The organism is Mesorhizobium sp. M0106 (genome assembly GCF_040322715.1).
Lineage (GTDB): Bacteria > Pseudomonadota > Alphaproteobacteria > Rhizobiales > Rhizobiaceae > Mesorhizobium.
In genome coordinates, this window is the sequence record NZ_JAMYUA010000057.1 from 16091 (window position 1) to 30028 (window position 13938).

The 13938-nt window shown below is 60.4% G+C and carries 16 protein-coding genes; 4 read left to right on the top strand and 12 right to left on the bottom strand.

The genetic code is table 11. The features are described from left to right. Window positions 1-426: 426 nt before the first annotated feature. The 6 genes from NKJ55_RS31585 to NKJ55_RS31610 are packed head-to-tail and all read right to left on the bottom strand — an operon-like array spanning window position 427 to window position 7086. Entirely contained in the window at window positions 427-1413 is a 987-nt protein-coding gene (locus NKJ55_RS31585; RefSeq protein ID WP_352453304.1) for an ABC transporter ATP-binding protein, read from the bottom strand. Beyond that, entirely contained in the window at window positions 1413-2411 is a 999-nt protein-coding gene (locus tag NKJ55_RS31590; RefSeq protein WP_352453305.1) for an ABC transporter ATP-binding protein, read from the bottom strand. Before NKJ55_RS31590 ends, NKJ55_RS31585 begins: the two co-directional genes overlap by 1 nt. Beyond that, complete coding sequence (locus tag NKJ55_RS31595; RefSeq protein ID WP_023680719.1) at window positions 2408-3301, bottom strand: ABC transporter permease; 894 nt, start codon at window positions 3299-3301, stop codon at window positions 2408-2410. Before NKJ55_RS31595 ends, NKJ55_RS31590 begins: the two co-directional genes overlap by 4 nt. Window positions 3302-3303: 2 nt before the next feature. Further along, window positions 3304-4239, bottom strand: a complete 936-nt coding sequence (locus NKJ55_RS31600; protein WP_023680718.1) for an ABC transporter permease — start codon at window positions 4237-4239, stop codon at window positions 3304-3306. Window positions 4240-4248: 9 nt separating this feature from the next. Further along, window positions 4249-5847 (bottom strand): ABC transporter substrate-binding protein, encoded by a 1599-nt coding sequence (locus NKJ55_RS31605; RefSeq protein ID WP_352453306.1) that lies wholly within the window; start codon window positions 5845-5847, stop codon window positions 4249-4251. Window positions 5848-5871: 24 nt separating this feature from the next. Continuing rightward, window positions 5872-7086 carry a trans-sulfuration enzyme family protein gene (locus NKJ55_RS31610; protein ID WP_023680716.1) on the bottom strand — a complete coding sequence of 405 codons (1215 nt, stop codon included), beginning with the start codon at window positions 7084-7086 and terminating at the stop codon, window positions 5872-5874. 100 nt (window positions 7087-7186) lie between these two features. Between NKJ55_RS31610 and NKJ55_RS31615 the strand changes: the two genes are divergently transcribed. Beyond that, window positions 7187-8089 carry a LysR substrate-binding domain-containing protein gene (locus NKJ55_RS31615; protein ID WP_352453307.1) on the top strand — a complete coding sequence of 301 codons (903 nt, stop codon included), beginning with the start codon at window positions 7187-7189 and terminating at the stop codon, window positions 8087-8089. 57 nt (window positions 8090-8146) lie between these two features. On the opposite strand, the gene NKJ55_RS31620 is transcribed toward NKJ55_RS31615, so the two are convergent. Then, on the bottom strand, window positions 8147-9820 hold the full coding sequence (locus NKJ55_RS31620) for a recombinase family protein (RefSeq protein ID WP_352453308.1): 1674 nt from the start codon (window positions 9818-9820) through the stop codon (window positions 8147-8149). Window positions 9821-9844: 24 nt separating this feature from the next. After that, window positions 9845-10072 carry a hypothetical protein gene (locus NKJ55_RS31625; protein ID WP_352453309.1) on the bottom strand — a complete coding sequence of 76 codons (228 nt, stop codon included), beginning with the start codon at window positions 10070-10072 and terminating at the stop codon, window positions 9845-9847. 192 nt (window positions 10073-10264) lie between these two features. Here NKJ55_RS31625 and NKJ55_RS31630 point away from each other — a divergent pair, with 192 nt between their 5' ends. Both NKJ55_RS31630 and NKJ55_RS31635 read left to right on the top strand, forming a co-directional pair. Beyond that, window positions 10265-10693, top strand: a complete 429-nt coding sequence (locus NKJ55_RS31630; RefSeq protein ID WP_352453315.1) for a putative toxin-antitoxin system toxin component, PIN family — start codon at window positions 10265-10267, stop codon at window positions 10691-10693. Next, window positions 10690-10941, top strand: coding sequence for a toxin-antitoxin system HicB family antitoxin (locus NKJ55_RS31635; RefSeq protein ID WP_352453310.1), 252 nt, complete (start codon window positions 10690-10692; stop codon window positions 10939-10941). Before NKJ55_RS31630 ends, NKJ55_RS31635 begins: the two co-directional genes overlap by 4 nt. A gap of 197 nt (window positions 10942-11138) precedes the next feature. Here NKJ55_RS31635 and NKJ55_RS35700 read toward each other — a convergent pair whose 3' ends face one another. The 4 genes from NKJ55_RS35700 to NKJ55_RS31650 all read right to left on the bottom strand — a co-directional run bounded on the left by NKJ55_RS35700 (window position 11139) and on the right by NKJ55_RS31650 (window position 13101). After that, window positions 11139-11384 (bottom strand): Y4oE-related protein, encoded by a 246-nt coding sequence (locus NKJ55_RS35700; RefSeq protein ID WP_502898602.1) that lies wholly within the window; start codon window positions 11382-11384, stop codon window positions 11139-11141. Further along, window positions 11338-11541: a hypothetical protein gene (locus NKJ55_RS31640; RefSeq protein WP_352453311.1), complete on the bottom strand. Its 204-nt coding sequence runs from the start codon at window positions 11539-11541 to the stop codon at window positions 11338-11340. Before NKJ55_RS31640 ends, NKJ55_RS35700 begins: the two co-directional genes overlap by 47 nt. Before the next feature lie 22 nt (window positions 11542-11563). Beyond that, window positions 11564-11761 (bottom strand): hypothetical protein, encoded by a 198-nt coding sequence (locus NKJ55_RS31645; RefSeq protein ID WP_352453312.1) that lies wholly within the window; start codon window positions 11759-11761, stop codon window positions 11564-11566. Between the two features lie 623 nt (window positions 11762-12384). Then, the gene (locus tag NKJ55_RS31650; protein WP_352453313.1) at window positions 12385-13101 is read right to left on the bottom strand and encodes a pentapeptide repeat-containing protein; all 717 of its coding nucleotides are present in this window, start codon (window positions 13099-13101) and stop codon (window positions 12385-12387) included. A gap of 595 nt (window positions 13102-13696) precedes the next feature. Here NKJ55_RS31650 and NKJ55_RS31655 point away from each other — a divergent pair. Further along, window positions 13697-13870, top strand: coding sequence for a hypothetical protein (locus NKJ55_RS31655; RefSeq protein ID WP_352453314.1), 174 nt, complete (start codon window positions 13697-13699; stop codon window positions 13868-13870). The last annotated feature ends 68 nt before the right edge of the window (window positions 13871-13938 follow it).

Below are 13938 nucleotides of genomic sequence, written 5' to 3' on the forward strand. Positions count from 1 at the left end.
TCTCTGCTTCGATAGTTGGGGTCTTCGCGCCGAGAAGCCGCGACGCCCGGCCGGCGTTGCGTATAATATACCGGGCAGGCCAAAAACCTGCATGGGGTTCTCCTATGATTCGAGCTTCGCAACCCGAGTTACGGAGAACCCCTCCTCAACTGCAAGAATCTCATATCTGTCTGAGCGCGGTCACCAGTTTGACCTGCCAACCATGTCTCACGAGCAATGGCAGGCACTTAAGCCAACGCTACAAGAAGCGGAATAATAACCGGCAAGAGGTTCCTCTCGGCCCGCCTGAGTAACCAGGGCTGCCGACAGAGCGCTTTCCCACTCACTGCCGGCCCGGTACCGGAAGGAAGGAGCGCAAATCTCTGCTTCGCCACCAGAATGCGCAACGCATCAGGTCCCGCACGCTCAGCTAGATCTGACGTTTAATCATGCGGCCGAGACCCGCTTCGCGAATAGGTCGCCGGCGAACCTGCACGCCGCCTTGTGCATTGAGCTTACTTCTTGCGACACAGGCTCAGCCTCCGCACAAGCTTCCACTGAAAGGGGACACCGCGTCCTGAAGAAACAGCCGGAGGGCGGATTCGTCGGACTTGGGATTTCGCCCGTGATCAACGGAGGGTTGCGCCGACGTTCGGTGGCAGGATCAGCCTCGGGGACAGACGCGAGAAGGAGTTGGGTGTAGGGATGGCTCGGATTCCGGTAGACCTCTTCCGAGCTACCGCTTTCCACCACCTTGCCGAGATACATCACGTAGACCCGGCTCGCCGCCTGCCGGACAAGCGCGAGGTCATGCGCGATGAAGAGGCAGGACACGCCGAGCTTCTCTCTGAGGTCGAGGAATAGGTTCATGACCTGCGCCCGTATAGACAAGTCTAGCGCGCTGACCGGTTCGTCGCAGATTAAAACCCGCGGCTCTACGGCCAGCGAGCGCGCGATCGCGATGCGTTGCCTCTGGCCGCCTGAGAGTTCACGGGTGAATCTGTCCCGGACCGTCGTCGCCAGACCGACTTGGTTGAGGAGCTCAGCGATCCTCCCCTCGCGTTCCGTTTGCGAACGCAAACCTGCAATTATGAGGGCTTCGTTTATGGCTTCGCCCACAGTTTGGCGATCATTCAGCGATGCATAGGGGTCCTGGAACACGTACTGAACTGCCCGACGCGCTTCCCGCAGACGGCGTCCACTCAAGGAGCCGAGGTCGATGCCATCAAAAACGACACGTCCGGATTGGGGTTTTTCCAAGCCGACGATCGAACGGCCGAGCGTGGACTTGCCGCAGCCAGACTCCCCCACCAAGCCGACGATCTCGCCTTGATTGAGGTGGATTGAGACGTCGTTTACCGCTTTGATCGTTTGGCCACGTTTGGCGCTTGGAAAGCTGGTGACCAGATGCTCGACTTCGAGTACCGCGCTCATTATGCGCACTCCTTCGCCCGAATATTCAGAACGGGACAGGCGGCTGACACACCCGGAACTGCCGTCGGCAAGAACGGCGGTCGCCGCTCGCCGCAGGCATCCACAGCGTATCCGCAGCGGGGCATGAAAGCGCACCCTGTGATCGGCGCGCCAAGGATGGGCGGAACGCCCGGCAATCCACGGAAACGCGATCCGATTGCGTCCTGTTTCCTCGGAATTGCGTCGATGAGGCCCATCGTATAGGGATGCTGCGGCTGGGAGAGTACACGCTCGGTCGGTCCGGTTTCGACGTGGCGCCCCGCGTACATCACCATTACGCGGTCGGCCGAGCCCGCCACGACACCCATGTCATGCGTGATCAAGATCATGGCCATGTCCATTCTGGACTGGATTTCCTTCAGCAGTCGGAGGATTTGCGCCTGGACCGTCACGTCGAGCGCGGTGGTCGGCTCGTCGGCTACGAGAAGTGTCGGCTCGGCGGCAATGGCGATTGCGATCATGACACGCTGTCGGAGACCGCCCGAAAGCTCATGGGGATACTGCTTGAGGCGTATTTCGGGGTCGGACATCCCGACCATCTTGATAAGTTCAAGCGCCCGGGTTTCCGCAGCTCTTGCGGTCATGCCGAGGTGAAGCTCGGCTACTTCGGCTATCTGCCGTCCGACCCGGCGGGCGGGATTGAGCGCGCTCATCGGGTCCTGGAAAATGAAGCCAATGGATTTTCCGCGCAGGCTGCGAAGCGTTTCATTGTCCGATCCGACGAGCTGGCGGCTGTCGAACAAAATGGTGCCCGATATATCCGCCTGGACGCCCACGGGCATCAGGCCGAGAGGCGCAAAGCAGGTGACCGTTTTGCCGCTACCGCTTTCTCCCACAATCGCGAGGGTCTCTCGGCGGCTCAGTTCATAGGCTACTCCGTCGACTGGGCGGACCACGGTATGCGCCGTCAGCAGGTCTATGGTCAGATCTTTGACGCGGAGTATCGGTTCAGAACTCATGGCCGTGCCTCCTTGGCCCAGAATGCGGTTACCCGGCGGCGGGCCGCGAGCATCCGGGAGGTCAGCGGCTTCGGAACTCTGTTGAGGGCGACCGCTTCACCGAGGATGTTGAATCCGATGACAGCTAAAGTCAGGGTCAGTCCCGGCAGGATGACCTGGCGCGGATCGGACTCGAGATATGGAAGCGCGTCGACCAACATCTGTCCCCATTCAGGCGTCGGCGGCTGGATGCCCAGCCCGAGGAAGCTCAACGTTGCGATTGCGAGCGCGACTGCTCCGGCGTCGGCCGTGGCATATACGAGCACCGCCCCGATCGTCGTGGGAAGAAGATGGACAAAGTAAATGCGAACGGGACTTGCGCCCAATACTCTTAGGGCCTCCATGTGGGGCTTGTTCATGGTGTTGACAGCCACGGCCCGGCTAATGCGGGCGCTACCCGGCCACCAGGCGAGCGCGAGCGCGAGGATCATGTTCCAGTAGCTGACTCCGGCAATGCCGATCACCGCAAGTGAGACGATGAGGCTGGGGATTGCCTGGCCGACGTCAACGATGCGCATCAGCAGTTCGTCCGTCCAGCCCCGCCGGTATCCGGCAATCGTGCCGATGGCGATGCCGATGGCGTGCGCGCACACAAGGACGAGACAGACTCCGACCAGCGACGTCCGAGCCGCCACAATCAACCTGCTCAATGTATCGCGCCCGAGATGGTCGACTCCGAAGGGATGGGCGAGCGTCGGGCCCTGGCCAGCGATCAGCAGGTCTTGCGCATTGGGATCATGTGGCGCGATGTAGGGTGCGAGCAGTCCCAACAGAACGAACGCGCCGATAGTAAATACCGCCGAGCGCGGGAAGGCGCCAATGGCCTTCAGGAGTGGTCTGACTGGCTGCATGTTCAGCTCCTTTGAAGTCTAAGGCGCGGATCGGTCAGCGTAATGCAGATGTCGACCACGACGTTCAGGATGATGAAGAACGTGATGAAGACCAGAAGGCAGGCCTGCACGACCATGAAGTCGCGGAATCTCACCCCGGTCAGGAAGAGGTCGCCGATGCCCTGCCAAGCGAACAGAGGTTCGACAACGACCGCGCCCACGACCATCGTCCCGATCTGCGTTCCCAAGGCGTTCAAGTACGTCGGCGCGATGTTCGGGATCGCGTCGCGAACCAGAATACTCGTCCTTGACAGTCCTTTGCTCATGGCCGTTAGGACATAGGGTTTGGCCATCGCCTCCTCGAAGCCAACTCGGACGACGCGGCTCAGAACTGCTGCGGGAAGAAATCCCAGAGTGAGCCATGGAAGCACCCAACTGACGGGTCCGGCAAACCCGAAGGTCGGAAAGACGTGCCACGTGACCGAAAAGGCGTAGACCAGCAGTGCTCCGACGAAGAAGGACGGAGTCGAAGCGCCCAGAAGAGCGCTCCCTCGGGTGACCACGTCTGGCGCCCTATGTGCCCAGAGCGCGCCTACGAAGCCGACGAACAGGCTCAGCAAGAAAGCCACGACCGCTCCGCCCGCAACGAGGGTGGCGGTCACGGCAAGGCGGCTCTTGAGGGACGCGCCGACCGCCTCGCCCGTCTTGTAGGAAATGCCGAAGTCGCCGTGGATCGCTCCGTTCAGCCAGAAGCCGTAGCGTTCGAGAAGCGGCTTGTTGAGCCCCAATTCCTCCTCGACCTTGGCGATATCGGCTTTGGTGGCCGTCGGCGTCCGCAGCTCGGCGATGAGTATCGCCACGTTGCCCGGAGCGGATACCACGAGCGCGAAGCATAGAACGGACGCCAGAAACAGCAACAAGACTGCGTTGCGGGCCCTTTTAGCGATGAAGGCGAACACGGCCGTATCCTACTCCGCCAGTGTGATATTCTCGTAGGGCATGTCGTACTCGGTCGCGGGGCTCTGGAAGCCCTTCACCCGAGCGGCATGCGCCCATATGCCCGGAACGAAGAGCAGCGGCGCGATGGCGTCGTTGTCGTGCAGCCAGTCATAGACCTTCTGTAGAGCTGCTTCCATCTCGCCTTCGGGCGCGGACATCGCGGCGAGCACCAACGGATCGAGGTGCTCGGGGTCGATGAAGAGCTTGCCGTCCACGCCGTTGTCATAGGTGGATAGGAACAGGCCCACCACAGTCCCGAAAGGTTCGTATGGCGCGCCGAACGTCTGGAAGAAAGCGAGATCGAACTTGCGCTCCGGAATGTCGCTGTGCCGCGACGCATGATCCACCGAGCGGATCGTGAGCGTGACGCCAATCTCCTGGAGCTCGGACTGGATCACTTCCGCGACGGATCGGGACCCCGGTACTTGCTCCTCGCTAACGACCAGTTCAATGGCAAGGTCCTTGCCGTCCTTCCGCCTGACAGGCCCCCCGACCCAGCCTGCCTCCTCGAGCAGCGACTTTGCGGTCTCGGTATCCCGCCTAGGCACATCGAAGCGCTTCCCCGAATACGGAACGGTTTCGGAGAACAGGTTGCCAGTGGAGGTCGCCAGACCGCGGTAAAGCACTTGCGAGATCGCAGCCCGGTCGATGCCGAGGTTGATCGCCTTGCGGACTTTCGGGTCCCTCAGCGCTTCGACGCGGGAAGTGTTGAAGGCCATAATCATTGTGGTGGTGCCGGGATCGATGACGACATCGATGCCCGCTCCCTTCAGCGTCTCTGCTTCCGTTGCGGTCAAAGGCGACACAAACGCTCCGCCGATCAGATCCACGTCGCCCGCGCGCAACGCTGCCATGCGGCCGCGCGAGTCCGGAAGGACTTTTACCTCAAGATATTTGAAAGAGGGCTTGTCACCCCAGTAGGCGTCGAAGCGCTCGAAGGCACTGCCCTCATTCCCGGCAGTCGCTTGATACCACGGTCCCGTGCCGACGGGTGCCTTATAGCTACCGTCCCCAGAGACCGACTTGGGGCTGAGGAGCCTGACTGGCCGGACATAAGCGAACTCCTGGAGCAGGCCGAGGACCGGTTCCTTGAACCGGACGTTGACGTGATCGTCGTCGACGATGTCCGTTCCGGCGTAAAGCCGGGACGAATTCATCCAGTTGTTCGCTTCGAGTCCGATCCACCTCTTCAGGTTCCATTCCACCGCCGCGGCGTCGAACGGAGTGCCGTCGTGGAAAGTCACGCCCTTGCGCAAGGTGAGCTTAAGCAGCCTGCCCCCGTCTTCGACCGACCATTCGGTCGCCAGCCCTGGCTCGATCTTACCGTCATGGCCGTATTTAACCAGCGGCTCGAAAACGAGGTCCTGAACGCCCCACAGGCCGGTGTATTTGTGAGGATTGATATCCCCTGCGGGCTTGGCGATCGCGATGCGAAGCGTGTCCTTAACCTCTGATGCCGCAACGATTGACGGCAGGATGGAGGATAGCGCCGAAACTCCCAGCAGTTTTGAGACGCCCGCCAGGAAGGAGCGCCTGTCTATTCGCATGAATTCGTTGTTGTTGTTCATTGTCATTCCCCTTTTTGTGTTCACTCACAGCATTGATTGCCGGATGTTTTCTTTGCCGAACCGCTCGTCGTCGATCCGTGCTTGGATTTGGGCCAACATTTTCTCGAGATCGGCCATGAGATCGTCGTGCGATTCCAACCCCACGCTGAACCGCAGAAGGAGGTCCTGCCCACTCCAGGTCGTCGCGGAGCGGTTGCTCTTCACGGGCATGGGGGCAACGAGGCTGCGTGTCCCACCCCACGAGGCGCCGATGGCGAACGTCTCTAGCGTATTGAGCGCCTCCGGCACGTGCGGCAGTGCTTCGGGAACCAATTCCACGCTGAACACTCCGCTCGCGCCGAGGAAGTCGCGCTTCCAGAATTCGTGCCCGGGAGAAGACGGCAGGGCGGGGTAGAGCACACGCTCGACGGCTGGGTGGCCGCGGAACCAGTTGATCATCGCCGTCGCGCCGTCGTGCGCGTGTTTCATTCGCACGCCAAGAGTCTCCATGCCCCGCAACACCAAAGAGGCGTCGTCGGGGGAAACACCGATCCCGGCGCGCCCCATAGTCGCCTTGAGCGCGTTGAAAAGCTGCTCGGAAGCCACCGTGATCGATCCCATCAGCACGTCGGAATGGCCCGAGATATATTTGGTGAGCGCTTCGGTCACGATGTCGGCCCCATGTACGAGGGGCTTGAAGTTAAGAGGGGTCGCCCAGGTGTTGTCGAATCCGACGAGCGCGCCGTGCCGATGCGCGATCTCGGCAATCCGCGGCAGATCCTGGACTTCCATGGTCGTCGAACCGGGGGACTCGCACCACACCAGTTTCGTGTTCCCGTCGATCCGACGTTCGAGCCCCTCGGGCGAAGTGGGATCGTAGTACTCCGCTCGGACGCCAAACTTTGCCAGATCGGTGTTCACAAAATCACGGACCGGGGGATAGGCCGTGTCCGCCACCAGTACCTTGTCTCCGGCATTGAGGACGGCGAGCATTGCGATTGCGTTTGCGGCCTGGCCCGATGGCGCGAGAAGCGTCCGGTGACCCTGCTCGAGCTGAGTGATCTTTTGCTCCAGTGTACGCGTCGTCGGGGTGCCGTAGAGGCCGTAGGAATAGCCGTCAGGCCCTCGCTGGCCGCGAGTGGCGTAGGCTGCGGCATCCGCGAATACGATCGTCGAAGCCCGATGGACGGCTGCACCCAGAGCCTCGAAGCCGTCTGTTTTGACTTTGGGGGTCACAACGCATTGGGTGAGATCGTTCATGCTTGCTCCTCATGTGTTGGAGACAGTTACAGCATGACAAAACCTATTCCGTCCAATATCAAGATCGGGATGTGCTATTCTCTCAGGTTATAGGTGCGCCATGAATCTTCGCCAGATCGAGGTCTTCCACGCCGTGATGACGATTGGAACCGCCTCACGCGCCGCGGACATACTACGCATCTCACAGCCTGCGGTGAGCAAGGCCGTCCAAGAACTGGAGCGCGACATCGGTTTCGCGCTCTTCCACCGCATCAAAGGACGGATGTCGCCGACGGCAGAAGGCAACCTGTTTTTCAGGGAAGTGGAGACCTCATTCTCCGGCCTCATCCATTTGAAAGGGGCCGCGGCGCGGATTCGCGACTTCGGTTCGGGGGAAATCCGGATCGCAAGTCTCTCCGCATTAAGTACGAATGTAATGCCAAAGGCATTAAAGGCATTTCAACACCGTCACCCTGACGTTGCGATCACCTTTCAGGCAAGGCTATCCTCGGAAGTCAAAGAACTCGTCGCCTCCGGCCAGTTCGACGTCGGCCTGGCGGCGGACGAGATCGATCTTGCGGGCGTCGAAGCCCACCCATTCCGGAACTACCGGGTCGCGATCGCCATGCCCAAGGGCCATCCGCTAGAGGAGAGGGAAGTGATCCGTCCCGCCGATCTCCATGGGCAGGCCTTCATCGCGTTGGCTCCGGAGGACACTACGAGACGGGAAGCAGAGGCCATCTTCGCTGATCACGGCATCAAGCCCAAAGTGGTTCTAGAAACCCCCTATTCCACCACCATCTGCTCGATGGTCAATGCGGGGCTTGGATGCGGAATGGTCAATCCTTTAACTGCCCTTCCCTATCTCAACGGAAACCTCAGCCTCCGTCCATTTCTCCCGGGAATCTCCTTCCGAACCCTTCTGTTGTTGCCACCCAACCGACGTCCATCGAGAGTAGTTAGCGACTTTATCGAGCAGCTGATGCGTATCGCATTGGAAATTGATGGGGCTGTCCAAACTTGACTTCACTTTCGTGAACGTCGGCTTCTGGGCCCCATGCCGTCACCCGCCAGGCCGCAATTAGGATAGCGCGCCTCGCTCAGCCGTAGCAGCGAAATTGGAACTGGGAGTTCGATGAGTGTGGGGAAGGCGGCAGCGCTCTCCCGGTACCATCACTGCAGCGCTAGGCGCTCTTCCTGGTTTACGATTTGGCAGGTTGAGAAGCTCCGCCAGCGCACCGCGAACTTTCAGCTCAACCTGTCCCCTACCCTCCGTCGGAATGATCTCGATCCCCGTGACCAGTGAGCGGATGATCCTCGCCGCCTCGTGCCGCTCACACTCGTCGGATTGCAACGCGTCCTGGAGCTCGGATACTTGCCGACGGTAAACCGTTACCGCAGCCGGATGAAACTCCACAATGCTTTCCGCGGCCGCCATCGCCTGAAGCTCTCGGGCTAGATTCTCCTTTTCGCGCTCGAGGTCCAGTAGCTTCGATTTCATGCTGGTCGTCGCGACACCTTCAGCGATGGCATCGACGATGTTAGCGATCTGCCTGTCGATGCCGGCATGCCGCCTTTCGACTTCCCTTTGCCGCTCGCGGTTCATGGCGTTCAGTCGCTTATGCTCAGCATGATATTCAGCAAGGAAGCCCGCAATGGCATCTGGCGCCAGCAAGCGCCGCTGGATGCCTTCCAGCACACGCTTCTCAAGCTCGCCAACACGGATCGTTCTGTTATTGGTACAAGTGCCTTTCTCACGGTGCGCGGCACAAGCAAGCTGGTTCCTGTTCTTCACCGTATAGGAAGCGCCACAGCAGCCGCACCGCACGAGCCCCGAGAACATGTGCTTCGGCCGTCGGCGGTGATGGAGTTTCATGCCTCCATAAAGCTTCTTGCGGGCTTGCACTGCATCCCATAGCTCATCGTCGATGATACGCAGATGCGGCACTTCAACGACCTGCCAGGTTTCCGGCAGATTCGGCCGCGAGATGCGCTTCCCAGTCTCGGGATCCTTGCGCATTTGAAGACGATTGAAGACGAGCAGCCCGATATAGGCTTCGTTGTAGAGAAAGCCGCTTCTCCGCTTGAGATTGCCATTGATGGTCGAGGCGCCCCACGCACCCCCAAAGGGTGATGGGATACCTTCCCTGTTGAGGCCTGCAGCTATCGTACCCGCCGATTGACCAGCCGCGAATTCCCGAAAAATCCGACGCACGACCTCGGCTTGATCCTCATCGATCTCGCGCAGACCGCGGATCGGTTCGCCGCGTTCATCGAGTTTTTTGACCACGCGATAGCCGTAGGAGAGGCCGCCGGCGTTGTAGCCGTTCAATATGCGGCCGCTTTGGCCCCGCCTGATCTTGGCGGCTAGGTCGCGTAGGAACAACGCGTTCATCGTTCCTTTCAGGCCCACGTGCAGTTCGTCCACGGCGCCCTCAGAGAGAGTGACGATCTTGACAGCGGCAAAGCGCAGCCGCTTGAAGAGGCCGGCTACGTCTTCCTGGTCGCGTGACAAGCGATCGAGTGCCTCGGTTAGAACGATCTCAAATTGCCCGCTTTGAGCATCGGCGGGAAGCCGCTGGATGTCTGGTCGACGGATGATGCTTGAGCCGGATATGGCAGCATCGGCATAGGTCCCAACGACAGTCCACCTCTCCCTGGCCGCGAGCTCTCGGCAAAGCCGCAGCTGATCCTCGATAGAGGCTTCACGCTGGTTGTCAGATGAGTAACGAGCATACAGCGCGACACGGGTCATGAACCGCTCCTCTTCCTCTCGTTGCTATTGTCCGCCGCCGTCCCCATCCTCCCCTTCTGACGGTGTTTTCTCAAGAGGATGAACATTGTTGTCGTTGGCCGCCTGCAATTCCTCGAAATGCTCCCGAGCAACCCGCCGGCCCAACAATCGAGCGATCGACAGGACGGCTCGTTCAACCATGTCTCGTACCGACATGTCAGCACTGTAATCATGGCTTGCGGTGTCGTTCCCAGGTTTGGCCTCGTCCACCATGGAATGCCCGCTATTCTGTGTAGATCAAGGGCATTGAGCGACGTGATGATCAGCAAGACAACGTCAGTTGCCGAGCTGTCGTAGTGTGGCGTGCAAATACTTGAGCACTGCGATTTGGAATACCGAAGGCAGACTAAATCGCCAAAAGCTCGGCCCCCTTGCAATATCGCACGCGATATCCAATATGTCTGCATGAGACTGCTTCTCGATACGGCGACCATGGTGGCGGCGATCCGAAGTGACGCTGGCGCCTCGCGCCAACTGTTGGTGGCAGCTTTGGAACGCCGGCTGACGCTCATCGCTTCGGTGACGTTGATGATCGAGTACCAGGCGGTCATGACAAGGCCCGAGCACCTTGAAGCTTCCGGCCTGTCCGCTGAAGATGTGAACGCGTTGCTAGATGCGGTGGCGGCCGTCGCCGAGCCGGTTCGCCTTGTTTTCCTCTGGCGACCCGCCGTTCGCGATCCGGACGACGACATGGTGCTGGAAGCTGCGGTAAACGGACGGGCGGATGCTATAGTGACGTTCAACCTGCGCGACTTCGGCAAGGTGGCCGAGCGCTTCGGTATCATGGTCCTGTCGCCGGGTGAGGCGCTGAGACGATTGGAGAGAAAGACATGAGGAGAAGCAATTTCGCACTGCGGCTTCAGCTCTCGCTTCTCGATGAGGCGCGCAAGGTGGCGGAGAGCGAGGGCGTGCCGCTCAACCAGTTCATTAATGTGGCAGTCGCTGAGAAGCTTTCGGCGCTGCGCACGGAAAGCTACTTTCAGGAACGCGCTGCCCGTGCCGACATCCCTAAGGCGCTGGACATCCTGAAGCGGGCCGGCAAAGGGAAGGCGCCGATCAAGGGCGACGAACTGCCGGAGTAACCCAGCCTGAGGGGTGGAGCGGTATCGTTCGTATCGCAGCCTTGCCTGCGTCCGAAGCGTCCGCTGGGCCGAAAACTGCCGGTCCAGGCTGGCGCGGCACGCGCCACCGCGAAGCGGCTCTGGCCTTGACGGGCTGGCTTCGGTCCGGCTTCGTCTCGACAAGCGGGCAGTTCTCTTGCCGGACATAATCTCCCCATCTATCGGGAAGAGTCTGGACGAGCCTTGCCGGACGCTGCTTCCGCCACGGCATTGGGCGAACCCGCTTGAAGATGCGCGAATACCCGAAACCAGAATCGATACTCCTGTGTCCGCCCGTCGCAACGCGCCGACACGGCGCCCCAGGCGATTGCGGTTGCGGCTGTCTTTCCCCACAGGGCTGTCGCTGCCTCTGCAGCTTCAGGCCACGGTCCATTTGTGCACGGCGGCATCGCGGTTGAAGGCATCCAGCAGATCGGGATCGCTCACCGCCGGATGGTGAGATGCCGCAAGAGTGCTCTGTGCTGGCAATTCCTGGCGGTTGAAGGGTGACGTGAGGCAGACGCTTCGCGCAAGTTGAGGGGTTCTCGGCTGAAGCCGGAAGTTGGGTTGGATGGGCTTCATAGCTCGCCTCCTTCTTCGTCTTTCAGGCGCGGAAACAGCAGCCAGCCCGCCGCTTGCCGAGCTTGCGACGCTGCTCGCCGCGAATGAACTGTTCCGGCATCGTCTGCTCGGCGATGAGCACCAGATCGCTGAGCGCCGAGCGGATTTGCGGCCAAGGGAACACGGAGCACTCCTCCCAGGCTTCGCCCTCGCGCAACACGGCATCGAGCTTGCCCGCCACACCGGCGAGAGTCGTAGCGGGGGTCGTTGAGAACGCTTCCAGCAGATCCTGTGCCCGTCGCCAGCCTCGCACTCGGCCTTGTGCGCGGCGGTGTAACCAGCCTCCTCGGCAGCTGCATCCCAGCGAGCCTGATGTGCCGCAAAATCAGCTTCGGCGTTCTCGCGGAGAGCTGCCATATCCGCCCCTCGCCGAGCACTTCATTGAGCGCCTCGATCGAGTGGACCGCCACGTCCTCACCCTCGGGCACGCAGACGGTCGCACAAGGAAAGCCGACGCTCGAGACAAGCCTCGCCTCCAGGCGCTGCTGCTTGCGGCAAAGCCGCTCGGTCAGCTTGTGGGCGGTCTCCCATTCCCGCCAAAGCGCCAGCGCAGGGTCGGGGCCTGATCCCGGACCTTCGCACCGAGCTCTCACATGTCCGCTCGCGTGCTGGGTACCCTAGCAGCGGACGGTCTGCTCGGCCCCATTTCTGCCGCCTCGGACCGCGTGGGTAGTGGAAGAAATACGGCCCGATTCCATTCATCCGCTCCCGGCTGTCGCAAAAGTTATATAGCGCAAACGATGACATAGGGGTTCTCAGTTTCATCCTGTTGGGTGCAGCATTGCACAGTTCGCTTGCCGACAACTATTCCTGCTGGAATTGACAGGGCCAATCTTCAGGCCTCGTCAAGCCAGAAGGCAACTCGGTCCGGGCGTCTCCGCAAGCCATGTTGAGCTGCCACTGGGACAGACCCGCCGAATTGGAAAGATCGACGCCCTCGATACGGGTCAGAAAGAAAAAGGCGCGGTCAAAGTCTATCGGCGCGGTGAACGTCGCTCCTCGGAAGTCCGCCCGTGCGAGATTGGCAAACGAGAAGCGGCTGCCGCTGATATCGGCGTCATGGAACTGCGCACGCCCCAATTCTGCCTTTGTGAAATCAACATTGGTCAGATTGGCGCCCTGGAAATTCGAGCGCTGTATTTCCGCGCTCGCAAACACAGCGCCCTGCGCGTCCATACGGCTGAAGTCGGTCCTGTAGGCCTCGATTCTGTCGAACCGGGCGCCTTTGGCGGTCGAGTCGGCCAGGGAAGCACGCACAAGCGTTGCCTTCTCAAGATTTGCCGCAAGAAGATTGCTGTTCCTGAGGTCGGTCGAAGTGAAATCAACACCGAACAGGTTCGCCCCGCTCAGGTCCTGTCCTTCTAGGATGAGAAGCTTCTTGTCACACTCGTGCCAATTGACGCCAGGCGTCGCGGCTGCGTCGCAATTCTGAGCAGCAGTGGCGTTCTGCCAAGCAAACACAGTGCAAACCGCTAGAACCAAGCCGGACGCGCCGTGAGCTCTGGTTCGTCTCAAAGTCATTGTTGCTGGACCTCTGCCACTCGCCGACACTCAACCTTACCACATCTGCTGACACACGAGCCACGGTGACCACCGCCGTCACAGTTAGCGCATTTCTCATATTCAAGCTTTGATGTTGATCAACCGATCACCCCGCGCGTAGGGCGCGATTTGCGAGCGCCTCCCCATATCATCGGCGGTCCAGCAGCGATTCATTTGTCACCGGCCAGGCGCATCATTCCGTAGGTATGCTTGACTAAGCCGAGGAGAGCGGTCGTTCAGGCTGGCGAAGTCGCGTGCCAAGATTGGCCTCCGCTCTGGACGGTTGTCTCGCTAATTGGGAGCCTGCTCGGGTGCTGACCGCCACCGCCGCCGTCCGCTGCCGACAAGCGTGAATCCGCTTGGTTCCGCACCGATCGGTACTTCCCGACGGCGAGGTTGACCCGGCACGGGGTGCTCGTCGCATATCCTGATTCCGCTGTCGCATGAACCCCACGACTTCGCTTAGCGAAGCCGAAGTTGATCTCTGCCATCTACCAGGTCGAACCATCAACCCCGCATATTTGTGTCGTAAGCTGACGTGCCGCGAATACCCCGTTTTCGGTAGGCGGGCTTTATGGCGGACGCCCAATCTATTCTTGTATTTTTATTGATGACTTATGGCGGTGAGGGAGGATTCGAACTCCGCGCTTGGAAGAGCGTCCTTCTCGTCTTCACCGTGCAGGCCGGTTACTCTGGGCGGCAGAGTGCCCTTCCGCGCTTCGTTTCCGATATCAGCGCCGGCAACTGACCAAGGCATAGCGGGCTCGTAACGATAAGGACGGTTCTCGCCATTTGAGGACCGCAACGGGTTGGCGA

What these genes read in the sequence shown, in the direction of transcription:
- NKJ55_RS31585 (WP_352453304.1), bottom strand. Translation starts at nt 1,413, where the DNA reads ATGAGCGCGGTACTCGAAGTCGAGCATCTGGTCACCAGCTTTCCAAGC.
- NKJ55_RS31590 (WP_352453305.1), bottom strand. Translation starts at nt 2,411, where the DNA reads ATGAGTTCTGAACCGATACTCCGCGTCAAAGATCTGACCATAGACCTG.
- NKJ55_RS31595 (WP_023680719.1), bottom strand. Translation starts at nt 3,301, where the DNA reads ATGCAGCCAGTCAGACCACTCCTGAAGGCCATTGGCGCCTTCCCGCGC.
- NKJ55_RS31605 (WP_352453306.1), bottom strand. Translation starts at nt 5,847, where the DNA reads ATGAACAACAACAACGAATTCATGCGAATAGACAGGCGCTCCTTCCTG.
- NKJ55_RS31610 (WP_023680716.1), bottom strand. Translation starts at nt 7,086, where the DNA reads ATGAACGATCTCACCCAATGCGTTGTGACCCCCAAAGTCAAAACAGAC.
- NKJ55_RS31615 (WP_352453307.1), top strand. Translation starts at nt 7,187, where the DNA reads ATGAATCTTCGCCAGATCGAGGTCTTCCACGCCGTGATGACGATTGGA.
- NKJ55_RS31620 (WP_352453308.1), bottom strand. Translation starts at nt 9,820, where the DNA reads ATGACCCGTGTCGCGCTGTATGCTCGTTACTCATCTGACAACCAGCGT.
- NKJ55_RS31625 (WP_352453309.1), bottom strand. Translation starts at nt 10,072, where the DNA reads ATGGTGGACGAGGCCAAACCTGGGAACGACACCGCAAGCCATGATTAC.
- NKJ55_RS31630 (WP_352453315.1), top strand. Translation starts at nt 10,265, where the DNA reads ATGAGACTGCTTCTCGATACGGCGACCATGGTGGCGGCGATCCGAAGT.
- NKJ55_RS31635 (WP_352453310.1), top strand. Translation starts at nt 10,690, where the DNA reads ATGAGGAGAAGCAATTTCGCACTGCGGCTTCAGCTCTCGCTTCTCGAT.
- NKJ55_RS35700 (WP_502898602.1), bottom strand. Translation starts at nt 11,384, where the DNA reads ATGCCTTCAACCGCGATGCCGCCGTGCACAAATGGACCGTGGCCTGAA.
- NKJ55_RS31640 (WP_352453311.1), bottom strand. Translation starts at nt 11,541, where the DNA reads ATGAAGCCCATCCAACCCAACTTCCGGCTTCAGCCGAGAACCCCTCAA.
- NKJ55_RS31650 (WP_352453313.1), bottom strand. Translation starts at nt 13,101, where the DNA reads ATGACTTTGAGACGAACCAGAGCTCACGGCGCGTCCGGCTTGGTTCTA.
- NKJ55_RS31655 (WP_352453314.1), top strand. Translation starts at nt 13,697, where the DNA reads ATGGCGGACGCCCAATCTATTCTTGTATTTTTATTGATGACTTATGGC.